The sequence below is a fragment of the Variovorax sp. Root411 genome, assembly GCF_001425205.1.
Taxonomy (GTDB): domain Bacteria; phylum Pseudomonadota; class Gammaproteobacteria; order Burkholderiales; family Burkholderiaceae_C; genus Variovorax.
In genome coordinates this window covers 44,329-65,402 of record NZ_LMDW01000015.1, presented here as the reverse complement: position 1 = coordinate 65,402, position 21,074 = coordinate 44,329, and the positions used below count along the sequence as shown (strand labels likewise).

20 protein-coding genes are annotated in these 21,074 nt (G+C 68.9%); 10 read left to right on the top strand and 10 right to left on the bottom strand.

Features of this window, described 5'->3' with window-relative positions; translation table 11 throughout:
• Positions 1-3 precede the first annotated feature (3 nt).
• On the top strand, positions 4-702 hold the full coding sequence (kdpE, locus tag ASC92_RS14395; protein WP_056516605.1) for a two-component system response regulator KdpE: 699 nt from the start codon (positions 4-6) through the stop codon (positions 700-702).
• Positions 703-808: 106 nt separating this feature from the next.
• Here kdpE and ASC92_RS14390 read toward each other — a convergent pair whose 3' ends face one another.
• The 6 genes from ASC92_RS14390 to ASC92_RS14365 all read right to left on the bottom strand — a co-directional run bounded on the left by ASC92_RS14390 (position 809) and on the right by ASC92_RS14365 (position 7,121).
• A complete protein-coding gene (locus tag ASC92_RS14390) occupies positions 809-1,939 on the bottom strand; it encodes a zinc-binding dehydrogenase (protein WP_056516603.1) in 1,131 nt (376 codons plus the stop codon).
• An 87-nt stretch (positions 1,940-2,026) separates the two neighbouring features.
• Positions 2,027-2,599, bottom strand: coding sequence for a dual specificity protein phosphatase family protein (locus ASC92_RS14385; RefSeq protein ID WP_056516599.1), 573 nt, complete (start codon positions 2,597-2,599; stop codon positions 2,027-2,029).
• Positions 2,596-3,096 (bottom strand): hypothetical protein, encoded by a 501-nt coding sequence (locus ASC92_RS14380; RefSeq protein WP_056516596.1) that lies wholly within the window; start codon positions 3,094-3,096, stop codon positions 2,596-2,598. Before ASC92_RS14380 ends, ASC92_RS14385 begins: the two co-directional genes overlap by 4 nt.
• Entirely contained in the window at positions 3,093-4,247 is a 1,155-nt protein-coding gene (locus tag ASC92_RS14375; protein WP_056516592.1) for an MGDG synthase family glycosyltransferase, read from the bottom strand. Before ASC92_RS14375 ends, ASC92_RS14380 begins: the two co-directional genes overlap by 4 nt.
• A gap of 286 nt (positions 4,248-4,533) precedes the next feature.
• Positions 4,534-5,979 carry a nicotinate phosphoribosyltransferase gene (locus ASC92_RS14370; protein ID WP_056516590.1) on the bottom strand — a complete coding sequence of 482 codons (1,446 nt, stop codon included), beginning with the start codon at positions 5,977-5,979 and terminating at the stop codon, positions 4,534-4,536.
• Positions 5,980-6,050: 71 nt separating this feature from the next.
• Entirely contained in the window at positions 6,051-7,121 is a 1,071-nt protein-coding gene (locus ASC92_RS14365) for a bifunctional nicotinamide-nucleotide adenylyltransferase/Nudix hydroxylase (protein ID WP_056517810.1), read from the bottom strand.
• An 83-nt stretch (positions 7,122-7,204) separates the two neighbouring features.
• Here ASC92_RS14365 and ASC92_RS14360 point away from each other — a divergent pair, with 83 nt between their 5' ends.
• From ASC92_RS14360 to ASC92_RS14345, 4 genes are all read left to right on the top strand, one after another.
• Entirely contained in the window at positions 7,205-8,038 is an 834-nt protein-coding gene (locus ASC92_RS14360) for a pseudouridine synthase (protein WP_056516587.1), read from the top strand.
• Between the two features lie 118 nt (positions 8,039-8,156).
• Complete coding sequence (locus ASC92_RS14355; protein WP_056516584.1) at positions 8,157-8,813, top strand: response regulator transcription factor; 657 nt, start codon at positions 8,157-8,159, stop codon at positions 8,811-8,813.
• Positions 8,810-10,192 carry a sensor histidine kinase gene (locus ASC92_RS14350; protein ID WP_056516580.1) on the top strand — a complete coding sequence of 461 codons (1,383 nt, stop codon included), beginning with the start codon at positions 8,810-8,812 and terminating at the stop codon, positions 10,190-10,192. The genes ASC92_RS14355 and ASC92_RS14350 overlap by 4 nt, the downstream gene beginning before the upstream one ends.
• Positions 10,193-10,334: 142 nt before the next feature.
• The gene (locus ASC92_RS14345; protein ID WP_056516578.1) at positions 10,335-10,673 is read left to right on the top strand and encodes a hypothetical protein; all 339 of its coding nucleotides are present in this window, start codon (positions 10,335-10,337) and stop codon (positions 10,671-10,673) included.
• Between the two features lie 32 nt (positions 10,674-10,705).
• On the opposite strand, the gene aqpZ is transcribed toward ASC92_RS14345, so the two are convergent.
• On the bottom strand, positions 10,706-11,413 hold the full coding sequence (gene aqpZ, locus ASC92_RS14340; RefSeq protein ID WP_056516573.1) for an aquaporin Z: 708 nt from the start codon (positions 11,411-11,413) through the stop codon (positions 10,706-10,708).
• A 271-nt stretch (positions 11,414-11,684) separates the two neighbouring features.
• Here aqpZ and ASC92_RS14335 point away from each other — a divergent pair, with 271 nt between their 5' ends.
• The 5 genes from ASC92_RS14335 (at position 11,685) to ASC92_RS14315 (ending at position 18,178) form a co-directional block, all read left to right on the top strand.
• On the top strand, positions 11,685-12,719 hold the full coding sequence (locus ASC92_RS14335; protein WP_056516570.1) for an ABC transporter substrate-binding protein: 1,035 nt from the start codon (positions 11,685-11,687) through the stop codon (positions 12,717-12,719).
• A gap of 117 nt (positions 12,720-12,836) precedes the next feature.
• Positions 12,837-14,873: a molecular chaperone HtpG gene (htpG, locus tag ASC92_RS14330; protein ID WP_056516567.1), complete on the top strand. Its 2,037-nt coding sequence runs from the start codon at positions 12,837-12,839 to the stop codon at positions 14,871-14,873.
• On the top strand, positions 14,870-15,298 hold the full coding sequence (locus ASC92_RS14325) for a hypothetical protein (protein ID WP_056516563.1): 429 nt from the start codon (positions 14,870-14,872) through the stop codon (positions 15,296-15,298). The genes htpG and ASC92_RS14325 overlap by 4 nt, the downstream gene beginning before the upstream one ends.
• A gap of 76 nt (positions 15,299-15,374) precedes the next feature.
• On the top strand, positions 15,375-16,370 hold the full coding sequence (locus ASC92_RS14320; protein WP_056516560.1) for a Bug family tripartite tricarboxylate transporter substrate binding protein: 996 nt from the start codon (positions 15,375-15,377) through the stop codon (positions 16,368-16,370).
• 149 nt (positions 16,371-16,519) lie between these two features.
• Positions 16,520-18,178 carry a hypothetical protein gene (locus ASC92_RS14315; protein ID WP_056516557.1) on the top strand — a complete coding sequence of 553 codons (1,659 nt, stop codon included), beginning with the start codon at positions 16,520-16,522 and terminating at the stop codon, positions 18,176-18,178.
• Here ASC92_RS14315 and ASC92_RS14310 read toward each other — a convergent pair.
• From ASC92_RS14310 to ASC92_RS14300, 3 genes are read right to left on the bottom strand one after another with little or no spacing between them, the layout of a single operon-like run.
• Positions 18,168-19,289, bottom strand: coding sequence for a hypothetical protein (locus tag ASC92_RS14310; protein ID WP_056516554.1), 1,122 nt, complete (start codon positions 19,287-19,289; stop codon positions 18,168-18,170). The two genes, ASC92_RS14315 and ASC92_RS14310, sit on opposite strands and share 11 nt — an antisense overlap.
• A 3-nt stretch (positions 19,290-19,292) precedes the next feature.
• Positions 19,293-20,060: a diiron oxygenase gene (locus tag ASC92_RS14305; RefSeq protein ID WP_056516552.1), complete on the bottom strand. Its 768-nt coding sequence runs from the start codon at positions 20,058-20,060 to the stop codon at positions 19,293-19,295.
• A complete protein-coding gene (locus tag ASC92_RS14300; protein WP_056516549.1) occupies positions 20,050-21,057 on the bottom strand; it encodes a hypothetical protein in 1,008 nt (335 codons plus the stop codon). The genes ASC92_RS14305 and ASC92_RS14300 overlap by 11 nt, the downstream gene beginning before the upstream one ends.
• Between the last annotated feature and the right edge of the window lie 17 nt (positions 21,058-21,074).

Below are 21,074 nucleotides of genomic sequence, written 5' to 3'. Positions count from 1 at the left end.
CCCATGCCATCGCCCACCGCCATCGTGATCGAAGACGAGCCGCAGATACGCCGCTTCGTGCGCGGTGCGCTCGAGGCCGAGGGCTGGGTGGTGCATGAAGCCGGCAGTTTGCGCGACGGGCTCGCCGCGGCGGGCACGCGCCAGCCCGACCTGCTCGTGCTCGACCTGGGGCTGCCCGATGGCGACGGCGTTTCGCTGATCCGCGACGTGCGCGGCTGGTCGGCCGTGCCGATCATCGTGCTGTCCGCGCGCAGCGACGAGGCCGACAAGATCGCCGCGCTCGACGCGGGCGCGGACGACTACCTCACCAAGCCCTTCGGCACCGGTGAACTGCTGGCGCGCGTGCGAGCCAACCTGCGTCGTCCGCGTGCGGCGGGCGGTAGCGCGGACGAGGTGCCCGAGGCGCTGTTCCGCTTCGGCGAGATCGAGCTGGACCGTGCCGCGCGCCTCGTTCGCCGTGCAGGCACCGAGGTGCATCTGACGCCGACCGAATACAGGCTGCTGTCGGTGCTGGTCGCCAATGCGGGCCGCGTGTTGACGCAACGCCAGCTATTGCGCGAGGTGTGGGGGCCGTCGCATACCGACCAGAGCCATTACCTGCGGATCTACATGGGGCATCTGCGGCAGAAGCTCGAAGTCGATCCAGCGCAGCCTCGGCATCTGCTGACCGAGACGGCTGTGGGGTATCGGCTGGTTGCTTAGCTCTCGGGTGCTTGCGTTCAGGGCGCGTGCACAGGGCACCGGGTACTCCCCTGCGCGAATGTCCCCCGTCGGCGTGAGCGCGCCAACGGGCCAAAGAACGCAACGTTCAAACAGCAACCCCCTTGTTCGGATTCAGCAAGAACTTCTCCCCCGTAGCCTGCTTTCCATAAACCCCGATCGCATCGAGCTGCAGCGCCTCGACCAGCGACACCTCGCGCGTGTACTTGCTCGCGAACGTGGTCTTCAGCTCCGCGACGACGCGCGCCTTCAAACGCTTCGTGCCTTCGTCGCCGAGCTTCCCGAGGAACGGGAACAGCAGCCACCCGCCCATGCCCCACGCCATGCCGAAGTTGCGCACGAACTCGGTCGGGCTGCGGTCGAGGCCGCCGTAGATGTACACCTGCTTGTGCGTGGTCGAACCGTAGCGGCTGTATTCCTTGGCAGTGCGGTTGATGGCGGCTTCCATGCAGCCGAGGATCTGCCCGGCGAGCTTGCCGCCGCCGGTGGCGTCGAAGGCCAGCGTGGCGCCGGTCTCGACCAATGCCTGCGTCAGGTCTTCGAGGAAGGTGGGCGAGGTCGCGTTGCACACGTACTTCGCGCCCAGGCCGCGCAGCAGGTCTTCCTGCTCCTGCTTGCGCACGATGTTGACGAGCGCGATGCCGTCCTTCTGGCAGATCTTGTTGAGCATCTGGCCCAGGTTCGAAGCGGCGGCCGTGTGCACCAGCGCCTTGTGGCCTTCCATGCGCATGGTCTCGACCATGCTCAGCGAGGTGAGCGGGTTCACGAAGCAAGAAGCGCCTTCGGCCGGCGTGGTGCCTTCGGGCAGTTCCATGCACTGGGCAGCGGCGAGGCAGCGGTACTGCGAATACATCGCGCCGCCGATGGCCGCCACGGTCTTGCCGAGCAGCGCCTGCGCGGCCGGCGACGAACCGGCCTTGACCACCACGCCCGCGCCTTCGTTGCCGACCGGCATCGATTCGTCGAGCCGCGCCGCCATGGCGGAAAGCACACGCGCTGGCACGGTGGCGGTGACGACGGGGCGCTCGGCCGTGCCCGAGGTCTTGGCGGTGCTCATGTCGGCCGCACCGAACAGCAGGCCGAGGTCCGACGGGTTCAATGGCGACGCCTCGACGCGGATCACCACTTCGTGGGCCTGCGGTTCGGGGATCGGGTCGTCGTGCAGCGAGAGTTCGAGTTCGCCGTTCGCGCGAACGAGGGAGCGGATTTGCAGTGCCATGGAAGACCCCTTTTCAGACGGTTCGCAGATGGCCTGTGGCCACGGGGCGGCCAGTATAGGAGCGGGGTGCGAAAGCTGCTGGCGCCTTCAGGACACCACGGGAACCACCGGCGCATGGGCCAGCGCGTGGCGCATCTTCACCGGGTCGAGCCGCTCGATGTAGCGCGGAATGTTGCGCCATAGCGTGTGATAGCCGTAGCCGCCGCGCAGCATCTCGTGGCGCGCGCTGTCCTTGTCCCAGTCCTGCACCGCCATGCGGTAGACCGCCGCGATCACGCCGGTGCGGTCGGCGCCGTGCATGCAGTGGATGAGCACCGGGCCGTGCTTCCCGGCCTCGCGGATCGCCACCAGCGCGCGCAGCACCTTGGCGTCGTCGATGGACCAGGTGTTGATCGGCACGCGCACCAGCCGGATGCCGGTGCCCGCGAACACCTTCCTGTCGTCGTTGAAGGAGCGCAGGCTCACCACGGTGCGGATGCCCAGCGATTGCAGCGCCGCCATGTTGGCGCGCCGCGGCTGCGCGCTGCGGTAGAGCGTGGGCGTGATGCGGTGCAGGTTCTCGACCTGCAGTTCGTCCAGCGGGTCGGCCCAGTGGCCGGGGCGCGGGTCGGCGATGCCTTCTTCGGCTGTTGCTGCTGCCGTCTTGTGCTTCTTCGTCATTGCTTCTTCTTCTCGCGCCGCCAGTGCCGCGTCCCCAGGATCAGCGCCGCCACCGCGAGCCCGCCCCAATAGTCCACCGGCGCGCCCCAAACCCAGTGCTTGTGCCAGAACGCATCCACCGCGTTGAAGCGCGCCCAGCCGAAGGCCGGGTTGATGATGAACCACAGGAAGTCTTCGCAGACCCAGAACACGATGAGCCCCGCCACCGCCAATCCGACGTCGCGCCACGTCCAGCGCCCGTTGAAGGCCAGCGGCGAGAAGAACACCAGCGCCATGAAGGTGAACACCCATGCGTGGTAGCCGGTCATCGCGCGGCCGCCCCAGAACAGGTCGAGCCAGATGCTGTTCTCGATGCGCCAGGTCGGCAGCGACGTGGCCCAGCCCGCGCCGCCTTCGATCTGGATCTCGGCGTTGGCGAAGAAGAAGCCCATGACGACCACCCATGCAAGGTAGCCGAGCGTGCGGGCCACGCCCGTCTTTTCGGCGGCGCCGCTCACGCCGCCGTTCCCGCCGGCGCAGCCAGCACGTGCTGCAGCACCGCGCGCGCGGCCTGCGGCTTGCCCAGCGCCCGGCTGCGCGAGGCCATGTGCGCGAGCTTGGCGGGGTCGGCCATCAGGCGCGCCACCTTGTAGTCGAGCCCGATGGCGTCGTAGGCAAGCCAGGCCGCGCCTTCCTCCATCAGGAAGCCGGCGTTGTGCTCCTCCTGCCCCGGAATGGGCGAGATCAGCAGCATCGGCTTGCCGAGTGCCAGGCATTCGGACACCGTGAGGCCGCCGGGCTTGGTCACGACGAGGTCGGCCGCGGCCATCATCTTGTGCATCTCGTTGGTGAAGCCGATGGCCACCACGCGGCCCGGGTAGCGTTGGGCCAGCGCTTCGAGCTTGCCGTGCGCTTCCACGTTGCGGCCCGCCACGGCGATGACCTGGAAGTTGCCCTCACCGCCGAGACCGAGCACGCGTTCGACCATGCTCGCCAGGTCGCCGACCCCCGCGCCGCCAGATGCCATCAGCAGCACGGGCCGCGAAGGATCGAGGCCGAGTTCCGCCACGCAGGCGTTGCGAGCGAGCGCCGGCACATCGGGTTCGGAAAACGCCGGCATCACCGGAATGCCGGTGACGTGGATGCGGTCCGCAGGAATGCCGCGCGCGCGCAGGCGGAACGCCACCTCTTCCGTCGCGGCCAGGTAGCCGGCCATGCCGGGCACCAGCCACATGTTGTGCAGGTCGTAGTCGGTGATCTGCAGCCACACCGGGTAGTCGATGCGGCCGCGGTTGCGTTCGCGCATCAGCAGCTCGGCCGGCAGGAAGTGCGTGCAGACCACGGCATCGGGCTTCTCGCGGCGAATCTCCTTCACGAGGGCGCCGGTGCTCAGCCGTTCGATGCCGCGGCGCAGGCGCTGCGAGGGCGCGTGGTGCGGCGTGCTGTCGGTGCGCTGGTGCAGGTACGACCACAGCTCGGGTGCGCGGTTCACCAGTTGGATGTACCAGTCGGTGTAAACCTTGCGGAAGCCGCCGGCCACGTGGGCCATCGCGTCGATGTGGACCGCTGTGCAGGGCGGGGCGAGGGACTGGGCGGTGGCGGCAAGCGCCTGTGCTGCACGCACGTGGCCGTTGCCGGCGCTCACGCTGAGGATCAGGAGTTTGGTCATGAATTCCGGAAGTTGCGCGGATTATGGCTATGGCGTGTGGCACTTCTGCTTGCTGCTGCAGGGGGCTTGGGTCTGGGGCGCGATCACGCCGACGCGGTGACCTTTTTCGCGAATGTCCCCCGCTTCGGCGTGATCGTCCAGAGCACTGGTTGATCAGCGGTACACCAGCAGCGCGCCCTCGTGCACAGGACACCGGGTGCTCCCCGCAGCGAAATAAAGGAGGAGCGCAGCGGGGGACATTCGCGGAGGGGAGTACCCGGTGTCCTGTGCACGCGCCCCTGAAGCCTCAGAGCGGCGCCCGAGAAGTAATGAACTGATTCACCCCGATAGCCGCCCGCTCCCGAACAGCCTCGAACGCAGTGCTCTCGACGATGCGCCCGTTCTCGAACACCGTCTGCAGCAGATCGCTCTGCCCCGCCGAGAGCGCCTCTTCACGCAATGTTTGCACCTCGCCGCGCAGGTTCTTCACCAGCGCGAGCCGCCCCTTCTTCGAGGCCTTGCCCACATCGCCCACGGGAGACTTGTACACGTCGCGCCACTCGCCGTTCACCTGCATGGCCGAACACTTCATCGCCCACTGCATCGTGTCGCGGTTGACCTGCTGCAACAGCCCGCCACCCATGCCGAAGGAGATGTTCTCGGTCGAGAAGCCGTTGTGGAAGAAGTTCGACAGGCACAACCGCAGCGAGTCGAGGTTCACGCCGTCGCCCTGGATGATGCGCACATTGTTCAGCACGCGAAATCCCTTGGCATTGGTCGTCGTGCCGAAGCGCTCGGCCAGGATCTGCGCCACCTTCAGCGTGGTTTCGGCCGGGTCGCCCGAATCGGGCCGCACCACCAGCGTCGCGCCCGAGGCCATCACCTTCGCCTTCAGCTCGCCGCCCCAGATGCGCGCGCAGGCGTTGAAGATGTCGTAGCTGTCGCTCACCACCGCGAAGGTCGCGCCGGGCTTGCCGAACTGGTCGACCATGTTGCTGTAGGCGTCGGCTTCATGGTCGCGGCCCCAGCCCGTGATGGTGCTGTGCTCGGCCGCGGGAATCGAGAAGCCCGCCACGTCGCAGTCGTAATACCGGCGCGCGGCCACCAGTGCGGCCAGCGTGTCGGTGCCCATGAAGTTCACCAGGTGGGCCATGCCGCCGAGCGCGGCCGATTCGAGGCTCGACACGCCGCGCGCGCCGAAGTCGTGCAGCCTGAAGGCGATCTGCCCTTGCGGGTCGTCGCAGGTCGCTTCGAGGTACCGCAGCAGCGTGGTGCGCGCGGCGGCCGAGAGCGTGGCCACCGTGGTTGGATACCAGATGGCGCGCAGCAACTCGGTCTCGAGAAAACTCGTGACCCAGAAGAACTCGGGGTCGGTGTTCTCGATGGTCGCGAGCACGTTGTGCACCGGCAGCACGCTGCCCTCGGGCACCGCGCGGATGCGCACCGGCATCAGCCCGCCATGCTTCTCGATCAGGCGCAGCCAGCCTTCGCGGTTGAAAGGCTCGCCGTGCACGGCCATGAGTGCGGCGGCTTCCTCCACGTCGGCCAGCGTCACCGGCGTCTGCAGGTATTCGCGCAGGTAGGCCTGCAGGCCGAAGAAGAGAGAGTGGCTGAAGATGCCGCCGCGCGATTCGATGTAGCTGTACACCGTCTGCGTGCCGGGCGGGTACTGCATCCAGTGCGACACCTTGTAGGAGTCGGTGCGAAGCAGCAGGTTGTTGCCCAGGGGCGTGGAGGTGAGATTGCGGTTCATGTGTGAAAGCTCCTTTCACTGTGGCGCCCGTCAACCGGGGCCGTTCTTGCTGACAAAGCCTGGTCTGTACTTCAGTTCTTGCCCAGGCCACCCAAAAAATGATTCGCGATGAAGAAGTGGTCTTCGTAGATGCGGTCCTGCATGTCGAGGAATTCTGCGATCGGCACCCAGCGCACTTCGGCCGCATCGTCGTCGGCGCGCACCTCCGACAGGCCCGTCCACTGGTTGTGCGCCAGCTCGAAGAAGAAGCCGTGCGTGATGGTGCGCCCGCGCTGCGAGCGGTCGGGCGCGTCGAACACGTGGCTGGCCTTCATGCTGCCGTTGAGCACGGGCACGGGCACCTTGAGCCGGGTTTCTTCCTTCAGCTCGCGGATGGCCGCGTCCTGCAGGCGCTCGTGCTGGCCGACGAAGCCGCCGGGCAGCGCCCAGGTGCCCTTGCCGGGATGGAACTTTCGCTGCACGAGCAGGATGTGCCCCGCCTCGACCACGATGGCGTCGACCGTGGTGTAGATCGGCGGAAAGTCGCTGCCCGCATAACGGTACTTGTCGCGGTAGTCGACGAGGAAGGCGCGCTCTTCGCAGAGTTCGGCGTAGTCGGCGGTGTTCGTGAATTGCTCGAGAAAGGCGGCGGTGCCGTCGGGCAGGTCGGCCCTTGCCAGTTGGCCGCGGTTCTCGGGGTCGAAGTAGAGGCCGCGCACGTCGGTGGCGTTGAGGCTCTCCACGCTGTTCTGGCCGGCGAATTCCCAGTGCGGGAAGAGCTTGAGGTAGTAGCTCGACGCGTCCTTCAGGTGGCCCACCAGCGCGACCCTGGTCTTGGCGGGCGCATGGCCGTCCTGCACGATGAGCCGCTCGACCGCCGACTGGATCGATGCGATCCAGAGCTGGTCGTTGTAGGGCGAATCGCCCACGCCCACCACGCTCACGCGCATCTGCTCGGTGCCGCGCAGGCAGGCGCGCACCATGCGTTCGCGTTCGTCGAAGGTGAAGGGGTTCTTGACGCTGCGTGGCTTGCGGTCGGAGCCGACCACCACGATGACCCGATCGGCGGCGCGCAGGCCTTCTTCGATGAGTCTTTGGTGTCCGAAATGGACGGGCTGGAAGCGCCCGATGACGATGGCGTACTGGTACTTGCGTGTGCTCACTTGGGAATCCCCCAAAAAGGGCGCGATCAACTCGCGCTTGCGTTCAGGATAGCATCGGTGCCGCACATTGATCAAGCCTTCCGATGACCGAGCCCTCCACTTCCCCCGCTGGTGCCGTACGCCTCAACAAGCGCATGGCCGAACTGAAAATGTGCTCGCGCCGCGAGGCCGACGAGTGGATCGCCAACGGCTGGGTGAAGGTGAACGGCAAGCCGGCCGAGATGGGCGTGAAGGTCGTGCCGTCCGACCGCATCGAGATCGACAAGGCGGCCAAGGGCCAGCAGGCCAACCAGGTCACCATCCTCATCAACAAGCCCATCGGCTACGTGAGCGGGCAGGCCGAGGACGGCCACGAGCCCGCGGTCACGCTGTTCACGCCGCAGAACCGCTGGGCCGACGACAACGCGCGCTTCTTCTTCAGCCCCCAGCAGCTGCGCGGCCTCGCGCCGTGCGGCCGGCTCGACATCGACTCCATCGGCCTGCTCGTCATGACGCAGGACGGCCGCGTCGCGCGCCAGTTGATCGGCGAAGACTCGGTGATGGAGAAGGAATACCTCGTGCGCGTGGCCTACCACGGCCTGGGCCAGCCCGCGCCCACGGGCCAGCTGGTGCGCATGGACGACGACGATCCCGTTACCACCAACGTGCAGGCGGTCTTTCCACCGGCCATGCTGGCGAAGCTGCGCCACGGCCTGAGCCTCGACGGGCAGGCGCTGAAGCCGGCGCGGGTCGAATGGCAGAACCCCGAGCAGCTGCGCTTCGTGCTCACCGAAGGCAAGAAGCGGCAGATCCGCCGCATGTGCGAGCTGGTCGGCCTGAAGGTGGTGGGGCTGAAGCGCGTGCGCATCGGCAAGGTGATGCTCGGCAACCTGCCGGTGGGGCAATGGCGCTACCTCGGGCCGCACGAGAAGTTCTGAGGGAGCAAGACAGGGCCTTTAAGTCCCGCGTAACTCTGCGCCACTACGCTGCGCCGCGGCGCAGGCACTTCCGATCATTCCGATCGCGTGCTACCTTGCGGCCGAAGGAGTTGCCGCGATGCGCGTGCTGTTGGTGGAAGACGATGAAATGATCGGGCGCAGCCTCAAGCAGGCGCTCGAGGGCGCGGGCTGGTCCGCGGATTGGGTGCGCGACGGCGAACTGGCGCAGAGCGCGCTCGGTGATGGCGGCTACACCTGCGTGCTGCTCGACCTCGGCCTGCCGAAGCAGGACGGCACCGAGGTGCTGCGCCGCGCCCGCGAACGCGGCGACGCCACTCCGGTGCTGGTGCTCACCGCGCGCGACGGCCTCGACGACCGCATCCACAGCCTCGACCTCGGCGCCGACGACTACCTGCTCAAGCCCTTCGAGTTTCGCGAGCTGCTTGCGCGCATGCGCGCCGTCGTGCGCCGCCGCGACGGCGCGGCGCATTCGCTGGTCGGCAGCGGTGCATTGCAGCTCGACCTCACCACGCGCGAAGTGGTGGCCAACGGCGAGCGCGAGGCGCTCACCGCGCGCGAGTTCGCGCTGCTGCATGCGCTGCTGGAGCGGCCCGGCGCCATCCTTTCGCGCGAGCAGCTCGAGAACCGCATCTACGGCTGGGGCGAGGAAGTCACGAGCAACGCGATCGACGTGCTCATTCACGGCATGCGCCGCAAGCTCGGCGCCGATTCCATCCGCAACGTACGCGGCCTGGGCTGGCGCGTCGCCGCATGAACCCCGGCGTGCGCGGCACCGGCCGCTGGTGGCGGCCGCGTTCGCTGCGCACGCAGCTGCTGCTGTGGCTCGTCACGCTGCACCTGGGCGCGGCGATGCTCACGGCGTGGTTCTCGTTCGTCGCCTACGGCAACCTCGTGCACAACGCGCTGGACGAACAGATGCGCCTCGTGGCCGAGTCGTACGCGGGCAGCGATCCGGCGAAGCTGCCGCGCCCGATGGACGGCGAGGCGGCCTTCTCGCGCGGCGCCTTCATCGTGCAGATCTGGAGCGCCGATGGCCGTACGCTGCGCGCCACCTCGTGGCCCGTGCTCACGGTGCCCCTGCAGGCCGAGCCCGGCTTCGGCGACGTGAACACCGGTACGCACGCGGGTTCCGCCTGGCGCGTGTTCACCGCGCCACCCGGCACGCGCGCCGACCAGCCGCGCGTGCAGGTGCTGCAGAACGAGGACTATCGCCGCCGCCGCGCCCTGCGCCGCGCTCTGCTCGAAGGCCTGCCGATCACGCTGCTGCTGCCGCTGGCGCTGTTGATCCTGTGGATCATCGTGTCGGCCGCCTCGCGCACGCTGCGCGTGGTGGCGCGCGACGTGGCCTCGCAGGACGAACGCAGTCCCACCGAGCTGTCGCTCGCGCGCGTGCCGGACGAGATCGCGCCGCTGGTGGGAGCCTTCAACAACCTGCTGTCGCGCGTGCGCAGCGCCTTCGCCACGCAGCGGCGCTTCGTGCAGGACGCGGCCCACGAACTGCGCACGCCGATGGCCGCCATCGGCCTGCAGATCGAGAACCTGCGCGCGCACGTGCCGGCCGGCGAAGCCACCGAGCGCTTCAACCAGCTCGAAGCGGGCGTCACGCGCGCGCAGCACCTGATCGAACAGCTGCTGCACCTGTCGCGGCAGGATGCGCCGCCGCAGGGCGCCGATGCGCGCGAGCGCGTCGACATCGAGGTGCTGCTGCGCGAGAGCGTGAGCCAGCTGATGGTGCTGGCCGATGCACGGCGCGTGGACGTCGGTTTCGAGGGCAGTATCGCCGCGGTGGTGTTTGCTCCAGCCGCCGAGCTGCGCAGCGTGTTCGACAACCTCATCGACAACGCGCTGCGCTATGCGCCCGAAGGCGGCGTGGTCGACGTGAAGCTGCACCGGGTCGAAGGCGTCGCAGTGGTGGATGTGCTGGACAACGGCCCCGGCATTCCGCAGGCCGCGATCGGCCGCGTGTTCGACCGCTTCTTTCGCGTGCCGGGTGCGGCGGCCGGCGGCAGCGGGCTCGGGCTTGCGATCGCGCGCACGGCGGCCGAGCGGCACGGCCTGCGCATCGAGCTGTGCAACCGTGTCGACGGGCCGGGGCTGATGGCGCGCGTGCATCTGCCCTCGGCGGCGGCGTAGCGGGCAGCGCGCCGCTCACGCGCTGCTAACACATCGCTCACCTTCGCCTCAGTCTGGCTGCCTAGAGTGCACTCAGGTCCTGCCACGCGCAGTTCGCGCGTGCCGGGTGACCGGAGACAACCTGTCCTCAGGAGAGCACGTCATGCGCATTTCTTTCAAGCTTCTCGCCGTCGGTTCGTTCGCTGCGCTGGCAGCGATGGGCGCAGTTACCGCATCGGCCGAGACCACCGATGGCTCGGACTTCCATCCGCTGCAGATGAACTCGCCAGAGAATCCCGAAGTCCAGTCCGGCGCGATGGCCGCGGCCCGTCCGAGCGGCACGGAGCCGGTGGGCCAGTCGACCAGCGCACCCGCCATGAACTCGACGCTGCCGGTGGCCGACGTCCAGGCCGGCGCCTATGCGGCGTCGCATCCGACCGGCACCGAGCCGATCGGGCAATCGACCTCACTGCCGATGGTGAAGTCGGGCAGCGGCAGCTGAAGAAGAAGCTGCACCGCCGCCACTGACAACGATCAGTCGTCGTTGCCGCTGCTGAGCAGTGCGCGGTAGATCACTGCGCCGATGATGGCGCCTGCGATGGGCGCCGCCCAGAACAGCCACAGTTCCGACACGGCATAAGACGGACCGAACAGGGCCGGGCCCGTGCTGCGCGCCGGATTGACCGAGGTGTTGGTCACCGGGATCGAGATCAGGTGGATCAGTGTGAGGCACAGGCCGATGGCAAGGCCCGCGAAGCCGCCGGCCGCGCGCCGGGCGGTGGACCCGAGGATCACGATCAGGAACACGGCCGTCATCACCACTTCGCACAGCAGCGCGGCCGTCATGCCGTACTTGCCCGGCGAGTGTTCGCCAAAACCGTTGGTGGCGAAGCCGCCGATGTCCGCGCCCGGCTTGCCCGTGGCGATGAGATAGAGCACGCCGGCCGCCGCGATGGCGCCGAGCACCTGCGCCATGATGTAGCCCGCGAGCTGCGAAGCCTTGAAGCGGCCCGCAGCCGCGAGGCCGATCGACACTGCCGGGTTGAAGTGCCCGCCCGAGATCGGGCCCAGTGCATAGGCCCCCGTTACCACCGTGAGGCCGAAGGCAAGCGAGACTCCGAGCAGGCCGATGCCGACACCCGGGAAGGCCGCGGCCAGAACTGCGCTTCCGCAGCCTCCGAGCGTGAGCCAGAAAGTACCAATGAACTCCGCGGACCATTTTTTGTAGGTACTGTGTTCCATAAAATCCCATCATTAAGTTGCGAAAACGCGCAGGGCACGAGCCCGTGCGCGGGCGGATTCTAGGAACGGCCGAAGGGGGCGTCGAGCACGTCTTTCGCACTAACGGAATCTATTCACGGATGGGTCGGTTTTGTGCAATTTCGCAACCGCGTTGCGTCTTTGAAGGTCTTGTCTTCAGGGTGTCTCGACGACCTGCCAGAACGGCCAGGGCCCCTGAAACTGCGTGCGGGCGCTATCCTGCGCCTTCGAAGAACCACGAGGAGACCCGCGCATGCACCCCATCCGACACCTTGCCGCTGCCGCATGCGTTGCGGCAACGGCCCTCCTGGGCGCACCGAACGCCGCCGCGCAGGGCACCGTCAACGCGCTGTGCAGCACCGACGCGGGTTGGTGCGAAGCGGCGGCCGCGGCGTTCACGCGGGAGACCGGCATCAAGGTGCAGCAGGCGCACAAGGGCACTGGCGAGATCGGCGCGCAGCTGCGCGCGGAAGCCGCCAATCCCAAGACCGACATCTGGTGGGGCGGCACCGGCGACCCGTTCCTGCAGGCCGCCGAGCAGGGCCTGCTCGAACCCTACCGCCCGGCCTACATCAACGACCTGCACGACTGGGCGGTGCGGCAATACGCGCTGTCACAGAACATGGTGGGCGGCTTCTACACGAGCGCCATCGGCTTCGGCTTCAACACCGATTTGCTCAAGAAAAAGAAGCTGCGCGAGCCGAAGTGCTGGGCCGATCTGGTCAGGCCCGAGTACAAGGGCGAGATCGAGATCTCGCACCCGGCCTCCAGCGGCACGGCCTACACCATCATCGCGGGCCTGGTGCAGCAGATGGGCGAGGACGCGGCCTTCGAGTACCTGAAGAAGCTGCACCGCAACGTCACCAGCTACACCCGCAGCGGGCAGGCGCAGGCGCCCAACGTGGCCAAGGGAGAAGTGGCCATCGGCGTGAGCTTCATCTTCGGCTTCGAGCGCTGGCGTTATGACAAATTTCCCGTGAAGACCGCCGCGCCCTGCGAAGGCACGGGCTACGAGGTCGGCGGCATCGCGCTCGTGAAGGGCGCGCGCAACAAGGAGAACGCAAAGCGCTACTACGACTGGCTCATGAGCCCGGCGGGCCAGGCCATCGGTGGAACCGTCGGCAGCCTGCAGTCGCCGGCCAACAAGACCTTCAAGCCGGACCCCCGCATCCCCTCGATGGCCGACGTGAAGCTCATCAAGTACGACTTCGAGAAGTACGGGAAGGCGGCCGAGCGCAAGCGGCTGATCGACCGCTGGACGCGCGAAGTCGAGTCGCAGCCGCGGTAGGCCGTTCGCAGGAGCCTGTTGATTTCCCGGACACAGGCCCCAGATCACGAATTTGGCGAGCCCGGCCCGATCCTGGCGGCTGGACTTAGAATTTTTTGTTCGATATCTTTTTTTCCCATGGCTGACTCCTCCAACACCAAACTCCCGTTCCAGGCCGAAGTCGCGCAACTGCTGCACCTCGTCACGCATGCGCTCTACTCGAACAAGGAAATCTTCCTGCGCGAGCTGATCTCGAACGCGTCGGACGCATGCGACAAGCTGCGCTTCGAGGCGCTCGACCATCCCGAGCTGTACGAAGACCAGCCCGAACTCGACGTGCGCCTGTCGTTCGACAAGGCCGCGCGCACCCTCACGATCACCGACAAGGGCATCGGCCTGTCGCGCCAGGAGGCCATCGACAACCTCGGCACGATCGCCAAGAGCGGCACCAAGGACTTCATGAGCCGCCTGAGCGGCGACCAGAAGGCCGACGCGCAGTTGATCGGCCAGTTCGGCGTGGGCTTCTACTCGGGCTTCATCGTGGCCGACAAGATCACCGTCGAATCGCGCCGCGCGGGCCTGCCGGCCGAGCAGGGCGTGCGCTGGGCCAGCGGCGGCGCCGGCGACTTCGAGGTGGCCGACATCACGCGCGCCGCGCGCGGCACGAGCATCACGCTGCACCTGCGCGATGACGCCGACGAATACCTCAACGCCTGGAAGATCAAGCAGATCGTCGGCAAGTACTCCGACCACATCTCCCTGCCCATCCTGATGGAAAAGGAAGAGTGGAAAGAGGGCGAGAACGACCAGCCCGGCGACATGGTGAAGACCGGCGAATGGGAAACCGTCAACAAGGCCAACGCCCTGTGGAGCCGCCCCAAGAAGGACATCACCACCGAGCAGTACGAGGAGTTCTACAAGAGCATCAGCCACGACTTCGAGGCGCCGCTCGCCTGGAGCCACAACCGCGTGGAAGGCAGCACCGAGTACACGCAGCTGCTCTACATCCCGGCCAAGGCGCCGTTCGACCTCTGGAACCGCGAGAAGAGCGCGGGCGTGAAGCTCTACGTGAAGCGCGTCTTCATCATGGACGACGCCGAGGCGCTGATGCCCAGCTACCTGCGCTTCGTGAAGGGCGTGATCGACTCGGCCGACCTGCCGCTCAACGTGAGCCGCGAGCTGCTGCAGGAAAGCCGCGACGTGAAGGCGATCCGCGAAGGCAGCACCAAGCGCGTGCTCGGCATGCTGGAAGACCTGGCGAAGAAGCAGAAGACCGCGCCCGAGAGCGGCGAGGGCAAGATCGACGTGGGCTCGGGCGAATCGGTGCCCGCGCCCGAACCGACCGAGGCAGTGACCGACGTGGTCGACAAGAATGCGCCGACCGCCGCCGAAGCCGCCGTTGCGGCCGCCGACGAATCGGGCAAGTACGCCAAGTTCTACGCCGAGTTCGGCGCCGTGCTGAAGGAAGGCCTGGGCGAAGACTTCGGCAACCGCGACCGCATCGCCAAGCTGCTGCGCTACGCCTCCACCACTACCGATGCGGTGAGCGTGAGTTTCGCCGACTACAAGGCGCGCATGAAGGAAGGCCAGGACGCGATCTACTACATCACGGCCGACACGCTCGCCGCCGCGAAGAACAGCCCGCAGCTCGAGGTCTTCAAGAAGAAGGGCATCGAGGTGCTGCTCATGACCGACCGCGTCGACGAGTGGGCGCTGAACTACCTCAACGAGTTCGACGGCACGCCGATGCAGAGCGTGGCCAAGGGCGCGGTCGACCTCGGCAAGCTGCAGGACGAGTCCGAGAAGAAGGCCGCCGAGGAAGCCGCCGAGTCGTTCAAGCCCCTGCTCGAGAAGCTCAAGGAAGCCCTCAAGGACAAGGCCGAGGACGTGCGCGTGACCACGCGCCTGGTCGACTCGCCCGCCTGCCTCGTGGTGCAGGACGGCGGCATGAGCACGCAGCTCGCGCGCATGCTCAAGCAGGCCGGCCAGCCCGCGCCCGAGCTGAAGCCGGTGCTCGAGGTGAACGCCGAGCATCCGCTGGTGAAGAAGCTCGAAGGCTCCGCGCACTTCGACGACCTCGCGAACATCCTGTTCGACCAGGCGCTGCTCGCCGAAGGCGGGCTGCCGGCCGATCCCGCCGCGTACGTGAGGCGCGTCAACGCGCTGCTGGTGTGAACGCCCGGCCGCGCGTCCTTTGCGCAGCGGCGGTCGTTCCGGCCGCGCTGCTGTTGCTTCTGACGGGCGGCTGTTCGCACTATCACATCGGCATTCCGCTGGTGCCCGGGCTCTCGCTCGGGCTGGGCGCCACCAAGGACGGCAATTTCTCGGTGGGGCTCAACACCGGCTTCGGCCCGCTCGGTGCCGGCGTGGCCGTGAACAACGGCGGGCAGGTGTCAGGCTCGGCCGGCGTGGGCGTCGGGGTGGGGCCGGTGGGCGCAGGGGTCGGCAAGGGCGCGGTGCTCTACGACCCCAAGGCGGCGCCGACGGGCGCCGTGGCGCCCGCCGCGGCGCCTGCCATGAACGTCACCTACCGCACGCCGGCCGCCGCCCCGGCCTCGCTGCGCGAAGCCGGTACGCCCGGCAATCCTGTCGCGCCCTGAGGAGCGGCGCGGCAAGGCCTCGAGACCAGCAGGGCCGCCCGAACCCGGCCTAACATCGGGGCGGAGACGCCCGCCCATGACCCGCCGACCGCTGCTGCTGCACCTCCTGGCCATGGCCGCCCTTGCGGCGGCGGCGCTGCCCCGCGCGGCCGGATCGCAGTCCTCGCAGTTCGCCTACCCCGCCAGGCCCATCCGCTGGATCGTTCCCTACCCCGCCGGGGCCGGCGCCGACATCGTCGCGCGCACCATCGGCACCCAGCTCGCCATCGACGCGGGCCAGCCGGTGACCATCGAGAACCGCGCGGGCGGCAACACCGCGCTCGGTGCCATCGAGGCTGCGCGCGCACCGGCCGACGGCTACACGCTGCTGTCGGCCGACAACGGCACGCTGGTGTTCAACCCGGCGCTGTACCGCAACCTCAGCTACAACCCCTCGCGCGACTTCGCGCCCGTCACCCTGCTGGGGCGGCTGCCGATGGTGCTGCTGGTCGGCCCGTCCAGCGGCGTGAAGGACGCACGGGCCTTCATCGACGATGCGCGGGCATTTCCCGGCAAGGTCAGCTTCGCCTCGGCCGGCACCGGCAGCCCGCAGCACCTCGCGATGGCGCTGCTCGAGCGGCAGGCCGGGCTGCAGATGGTGCACGTGCCCTACCGCGGCGCCGCGCCTGCGCTGGCCGACGTGGCCGGCGGCCAGCTGCCGGTGATGATGTGCGACCTGGCCGCGTCACGCCGCTTCATCCAGAGCGGCAGGCTGCGCGCGCTCGCGGTGGCGCACCCCGCGCGCCTCGCACAGCTGCCCGGCGTGCCGACCTTCGCCGAGCTTGGCATGCCGCAGGTGGAGGCGGCCGCGCTCATGGGGCTGGTGGTGCCCGCCAACACGCCGGAGGAGATCGTGGCGCGGCTGCAGCGATCGGTGGCCAGCGCCATTCACAACCCCGCCGTGCAGCGCAAGCTCGCCGAGTTCGGCGCCGAGCCCGTGGGCGACGCACCCGCGCAGTTCGCGGCGCTGCTGCAGGGAGAGTCGGCGCGCTGGCATCCGTTGATCCGCGATCTCAACCTGTCGCTGGACTGAAGCCCGCAGGGCCTGCCCTTTACGCCAGCTTTGCGCAGGCGCGGCGCCTTTCTCACGCCGCGCTAAGAGTCGCTGCCTAGATTGGCGCATCGCACAGAAAAGGTCGGCGAGACGGCTTGCAAAAGGGCAGGCCGCTCCTCCCGAGGCCCATGACCACTCGCCGGTTCCATCAAGTCATTCTTGCGGACGACTTCTTCCGCTCTCCCGCCAATGGGCTTCAGCACCACGCGGCCAACCGGCGCTTCCTGCGGGGCTTTTTCGACACCGCACTGGGCCGGCTGGGCCTGCCGGTGCGGGAGATCGCACCGCTGTCCGAGGGCGGCGGCATCGACGTCGCGCGCCTCATGGAGGGGCTGGAACTGCCCTGCACCCCGTCCGGCTGGGCGCGCGCCTGCATCGCCGACCTGCTGCCGCTGGCCGGGCGCGGAGGCCTGCCGATGCTCGAGCCCGGCTGCCTCGTGATCGGCTGGGGCCTCACGCCCGCGCTGCAGCACTGCATCGACGGCAGCGGTGCCAGCTACCTCGACATCGAGATCGATCCGCGCCGCTTCACCGAGCACCTGCACTTCTGCACGCGCACCAACGACCCGGCCATCGAAGCCGCGCTGCTGGCACGCCGCGTGGACGAAGAGCTGTTCTGGAACCACGCGAGCGCGCTCAAGGGCCGCTTCGCGCGCCACGGCGCGGATTCGCTGTTCGATCCATGCCTGCGCGTGGGGCTGTTCTTCGGCCAGAGCCTGGTCGACCTGTCATTGGTCAGCGGCGGGCGCACCATGCATCCGGCCAGCGTGATCGCGCCGCTGCGCGAGCTGGCGAACGGCGTGGACCTGCTGGTCATCAAGCCGCACCCTTACGAACCTGCGCTGCACGACCTGGCGCCCATCGCGCGCGCCATTCCCAACGTGGCGTGGACGCAGGGGAACACCTACGCGCTGCTGTCGGCGGCCAACGTGCACTTCGCCGCCAGCCTGTCGTCGAGTGTGCTGACCGAGGCGCGCTACTTCCGCAAGCCCGCCCACGCACTGATCTGTGCCGACCGCAACGCGGCCGCATTGCTGCCCGCAGCCTGCTCGGACTGGATGCCGGTGGGCGCCGCGCTGGGGTCGATGGACTTCATGGCCGCGGCCTGCGGCGTGAGCGGCGTCAACGGCGACGCCGCGCCGAAGCTCTTCCCGGCCTGGCCGGCGGCGGCGATCGACCGCGCCTTCCTGCTGCGCTGGGGTCTCGACGACCAGGCCCACGGCCTGCCCGAAGTGGCCGAGCTGCAGCCGGGCCGCCCCTATCTGTTCCACCCCGGCAGCCCGGCGATGAGCTGGCTGAGCCACGGCTGGTCGGGCTTCGATGGCGAGGGCGCGCGCAGCGAGGGCGAACTGGCCTGCCTCGTCGTGCCGCTGCCCGCGCTGTCGCACCCGCAGCCGCACCGCGTCGAGGTGCGCATCGACTACCGCAGCAACGCCAAGGCCACCGGCGTCCACGCGATGCTCGACGGCGTGGTGCTGCCCGGCCAGCGCGTCACGGGCGCACGGCGGCGCAGCCTGGTGTTCGAGGTCGAAGCGGCAGCGGGGCGCAAGTGCCTGGTGCTGCAATTCGTCGTCGCCGGCACCGGGCCCGGCGGCAGCGTGCGCCGGGGCACAGTGCGACCGGCCTTCACGCTCAGGAAGCTGCAGGTGTCGCTGCGCATGGGCCGGGGCGTGATCTCGGCACCGCCGCAGGCCAGGCCGGCACGATGGTCCGAGATGTCCCCGGTGCGCGCGATGACGCGTGCGTTCCGCGCGCTGGTCGATTCGGCGCGCGGGGTCACCGGCTAGCCGGCGCGGCCGACAGGCGCGACAGCAGCGCGACCCAATGCTGCAGCCGGTCGATGGCGGCCTGGCGGCCCGCGGTCGCGTGCGAGGCGTCCTCCGACGCGGCGCGCAGCTCGCCGGCCGCAGCAGCCACGGCCCGCGCGAACTTCGGCGCATCGCCGCGCCACACCACCACGCGGTGCGCCAGGCCGAGTTGCGCCGCGCGGCCCGCGTTGATCGCCTGCTCGGGTTGGTCGGTCAGCAGCAGCAGGATCGGCCTGCAGTAGACCGCCGCGATGGACAGCGCCGCCATGCCCGGTGCGGAGACGATGAAGGCGCTGTGCGCGGCCGCCTCGATCCAGCGCTCGTCGCGCGCATGCCAGTGCGGCCGATGGGCGTAGCCTTCGCCGACGAAGTGCGCGGGCAGGCCCGCGTCGGCGAGGCCCTGTTCGAGGCCGTCGGCCAATGCCGGCTCCCTGAAATGCGGGTTGAGGTACACGGCGGCGGCATGCTGCGCGGCATCGCTCCGGTCCACGGCGTCCACCACCGCGACCGGCGTGGCCAGCCGGTGGCGGCCACGCCCGTCGTGCTGCGGCTCGCCGTACGCGAAGTCGTGCTCGATGCGCGCGAGGCTGCGGTCGATCTGCCACGCCACGATGCCGCCGAACAGCTTCGCGATGGCGCCCGGCATGCGGCCCTTGAAATTGGTTTCGAGCGCGCGCCGCAGGCTGGCGCCGTACACGTGCACCACCTTGCGCCGCCAGAACGGCAGCCAGCCCATCAGCAGCAGCGCGGGGTGGAACGAGTCGTTCACCACCAGGTCGGCATCGCGGAAATGCGCGCGCAGCCGCCACACGTCGCGCAGCATGCGTTCGGGCCGGAACATGTAGTGCGCCACGTTGCGGTCGGTCTCGTGGCGCAGCATGTTCTGCTGCGCGTCGAACTGCACCGCGTAGTGGTACGAGAGCACGATCGCGTCGATGCCGAAGCCGGCGAGGAAGCGCACGCCTTCGTCGGACGTGGTGAGCACCTGCACCTGCGCGCCGGCTGCGCGCAGCGCGTGCGTGAGCAGCTGCGCGCGCATCAGGTGGCCGCGCGCGTCCGCGGTCGCGAGGTAGAGGATGCGCGGCGGCATCGCTCAGGCGTGGTGCTGGACGGGCCGCGGCGCGCCGGGGCGCAGCCGCAGCGCCACGCCGGCGAGCCACATGCCGGCCGCGCCGGTGATGCCGAAGCCGCGCTCGGTGTCGCGCACCTCGCGCATCAGCTGCACGAGCCGCGCCTGCTCATGCGGCGCCACGCAGCGCTGCAGCGTGTGGCTGCACAGGCGGATGTGGCGGTCCTCATCGGCCAGCACGCGCGACAGCAGCGGGTGCAGCGCATGCTGCTTGCCGATCAGCGCGCAATGGCGCTGCAGGATGCGCGAGGCCATCTGCTCGGCCGCGAGGCCGATGGCATAGGCCGGCACCAGCCCGCCGTGCGCGAAGTGCGGCGCGTGGCGGCGAATGAGCGCCTGCCAGCGCGCGAGCTTGCGGCGGCTGAACCAGTCGGGCTGCGGCGCCTCTTCGGGCGATGCGGCGGCCTGCGCGCTGCCGCCGCGCTCGACGATGGCTTCGGCGAACAGCCGCGCGTGCAATTGCTCGTCGGCCAGGTGCTGGTCGAGCTGGCGCACCAGCCAGTCGGGCGGGGCGATGCGCAGTTCGCGCTGCAGCGCCTGCTCGGACGATTCCTCGCCCACGAGGTAGAAGCGCAGCAGCAGCATCTCGCCCGCGTTGCTCGCGTGCAGCTGGCGCAGCGCGGCGCGCTTGACGTGGTGCACGAGGCGCGCCTGCAGGGCGGGCCAGCCGCGCAACGAAGGCGGGGCGAGGCAGTCGAAGCCGGCTGCGGTGCCGACCGGGTCAGCGGCCATTGGCCCTGGCCTTCGCGGGCTGCTGCTGTTGCTGCCAGCCCAGCACCAGCCCGATGAAGCTGTCCTGCAGGAAGGCGCGCGCGGCGGCGTCGGCGCCCGCGAACTCGCGCTGCTGGCCGTCGTAGCGCACGTAGCCCTTGCCGTTGGTGGCGCCGAGCACCAGCTTCTCGTTCTTGTGGAAGCCGCGCTGCAGCAGCGGCTGCAGCAGCGACTGCGATTCGAGCCCATACAGGAACAGGTCGCGCTGCACCACCTGGCGCGGAATCTGGCCGCTCAGGGCCTGCAGTTCCAGTGTCCAGTTGCCCTGCTGTATGGCCTCGGCCAGCTCGCGCCCCTTGGCGCCCGGTGCGCGAAAGCGTGCGCGCGCCACCGACTTCGAGGCCTTGCCCAGACCGAGGCCGATGGTGATGTCGGCATCCTTTGCGCCATCGGCACGGTTGTCATCGACCTGCACCAGCACGTTGGCCAGGCGCGCGGTCAGCGAGGGCTTGGCGAGCGCCTCGACGATCTGCTCGGCGGTGAGCATCACGCGCTCGGTGCCGGGCTCGTTCACCGTCACCTTGTACGGGTCGATGCGGATGTCGTCGAACTCGCCACTCACCGGCGAGTGGGCATGGCTGCTCACCGACCATTCGCTGCCCGATCGGCTCAGCAGCGCGTGGAAGGTCAGCGGCACGCGCTGGCCGTCGCGCGCGCGGCCCGAGCCCTGCAGCAGCACGTCGCCCACGATGGTCTTCTCGGGGTAGCTGCGGGTGCTGGCGAAGCGGATGGTGTGCGCCGCGAGGTCGAGCGCGGCGTGGGTGTCGGCGTCGTCGAGGGCGAGGCGGTTGCAGTCGTTGCCGGCGCCCGCGAGCGCGGCGAAGGGGCAGCCGGCTTCGGACCCGAAGTTGAAGACGCCGCGGCCGGTGAAGTCGGCGGCGCTGGCCAGGGTGAAGGCGCCCGCGAGCGCGAGGCCCAGCGTCGCGCGGCGAACGGAAAGCGAAGAGAGGATGTGCATGGTCTTTGGTTGTTGTT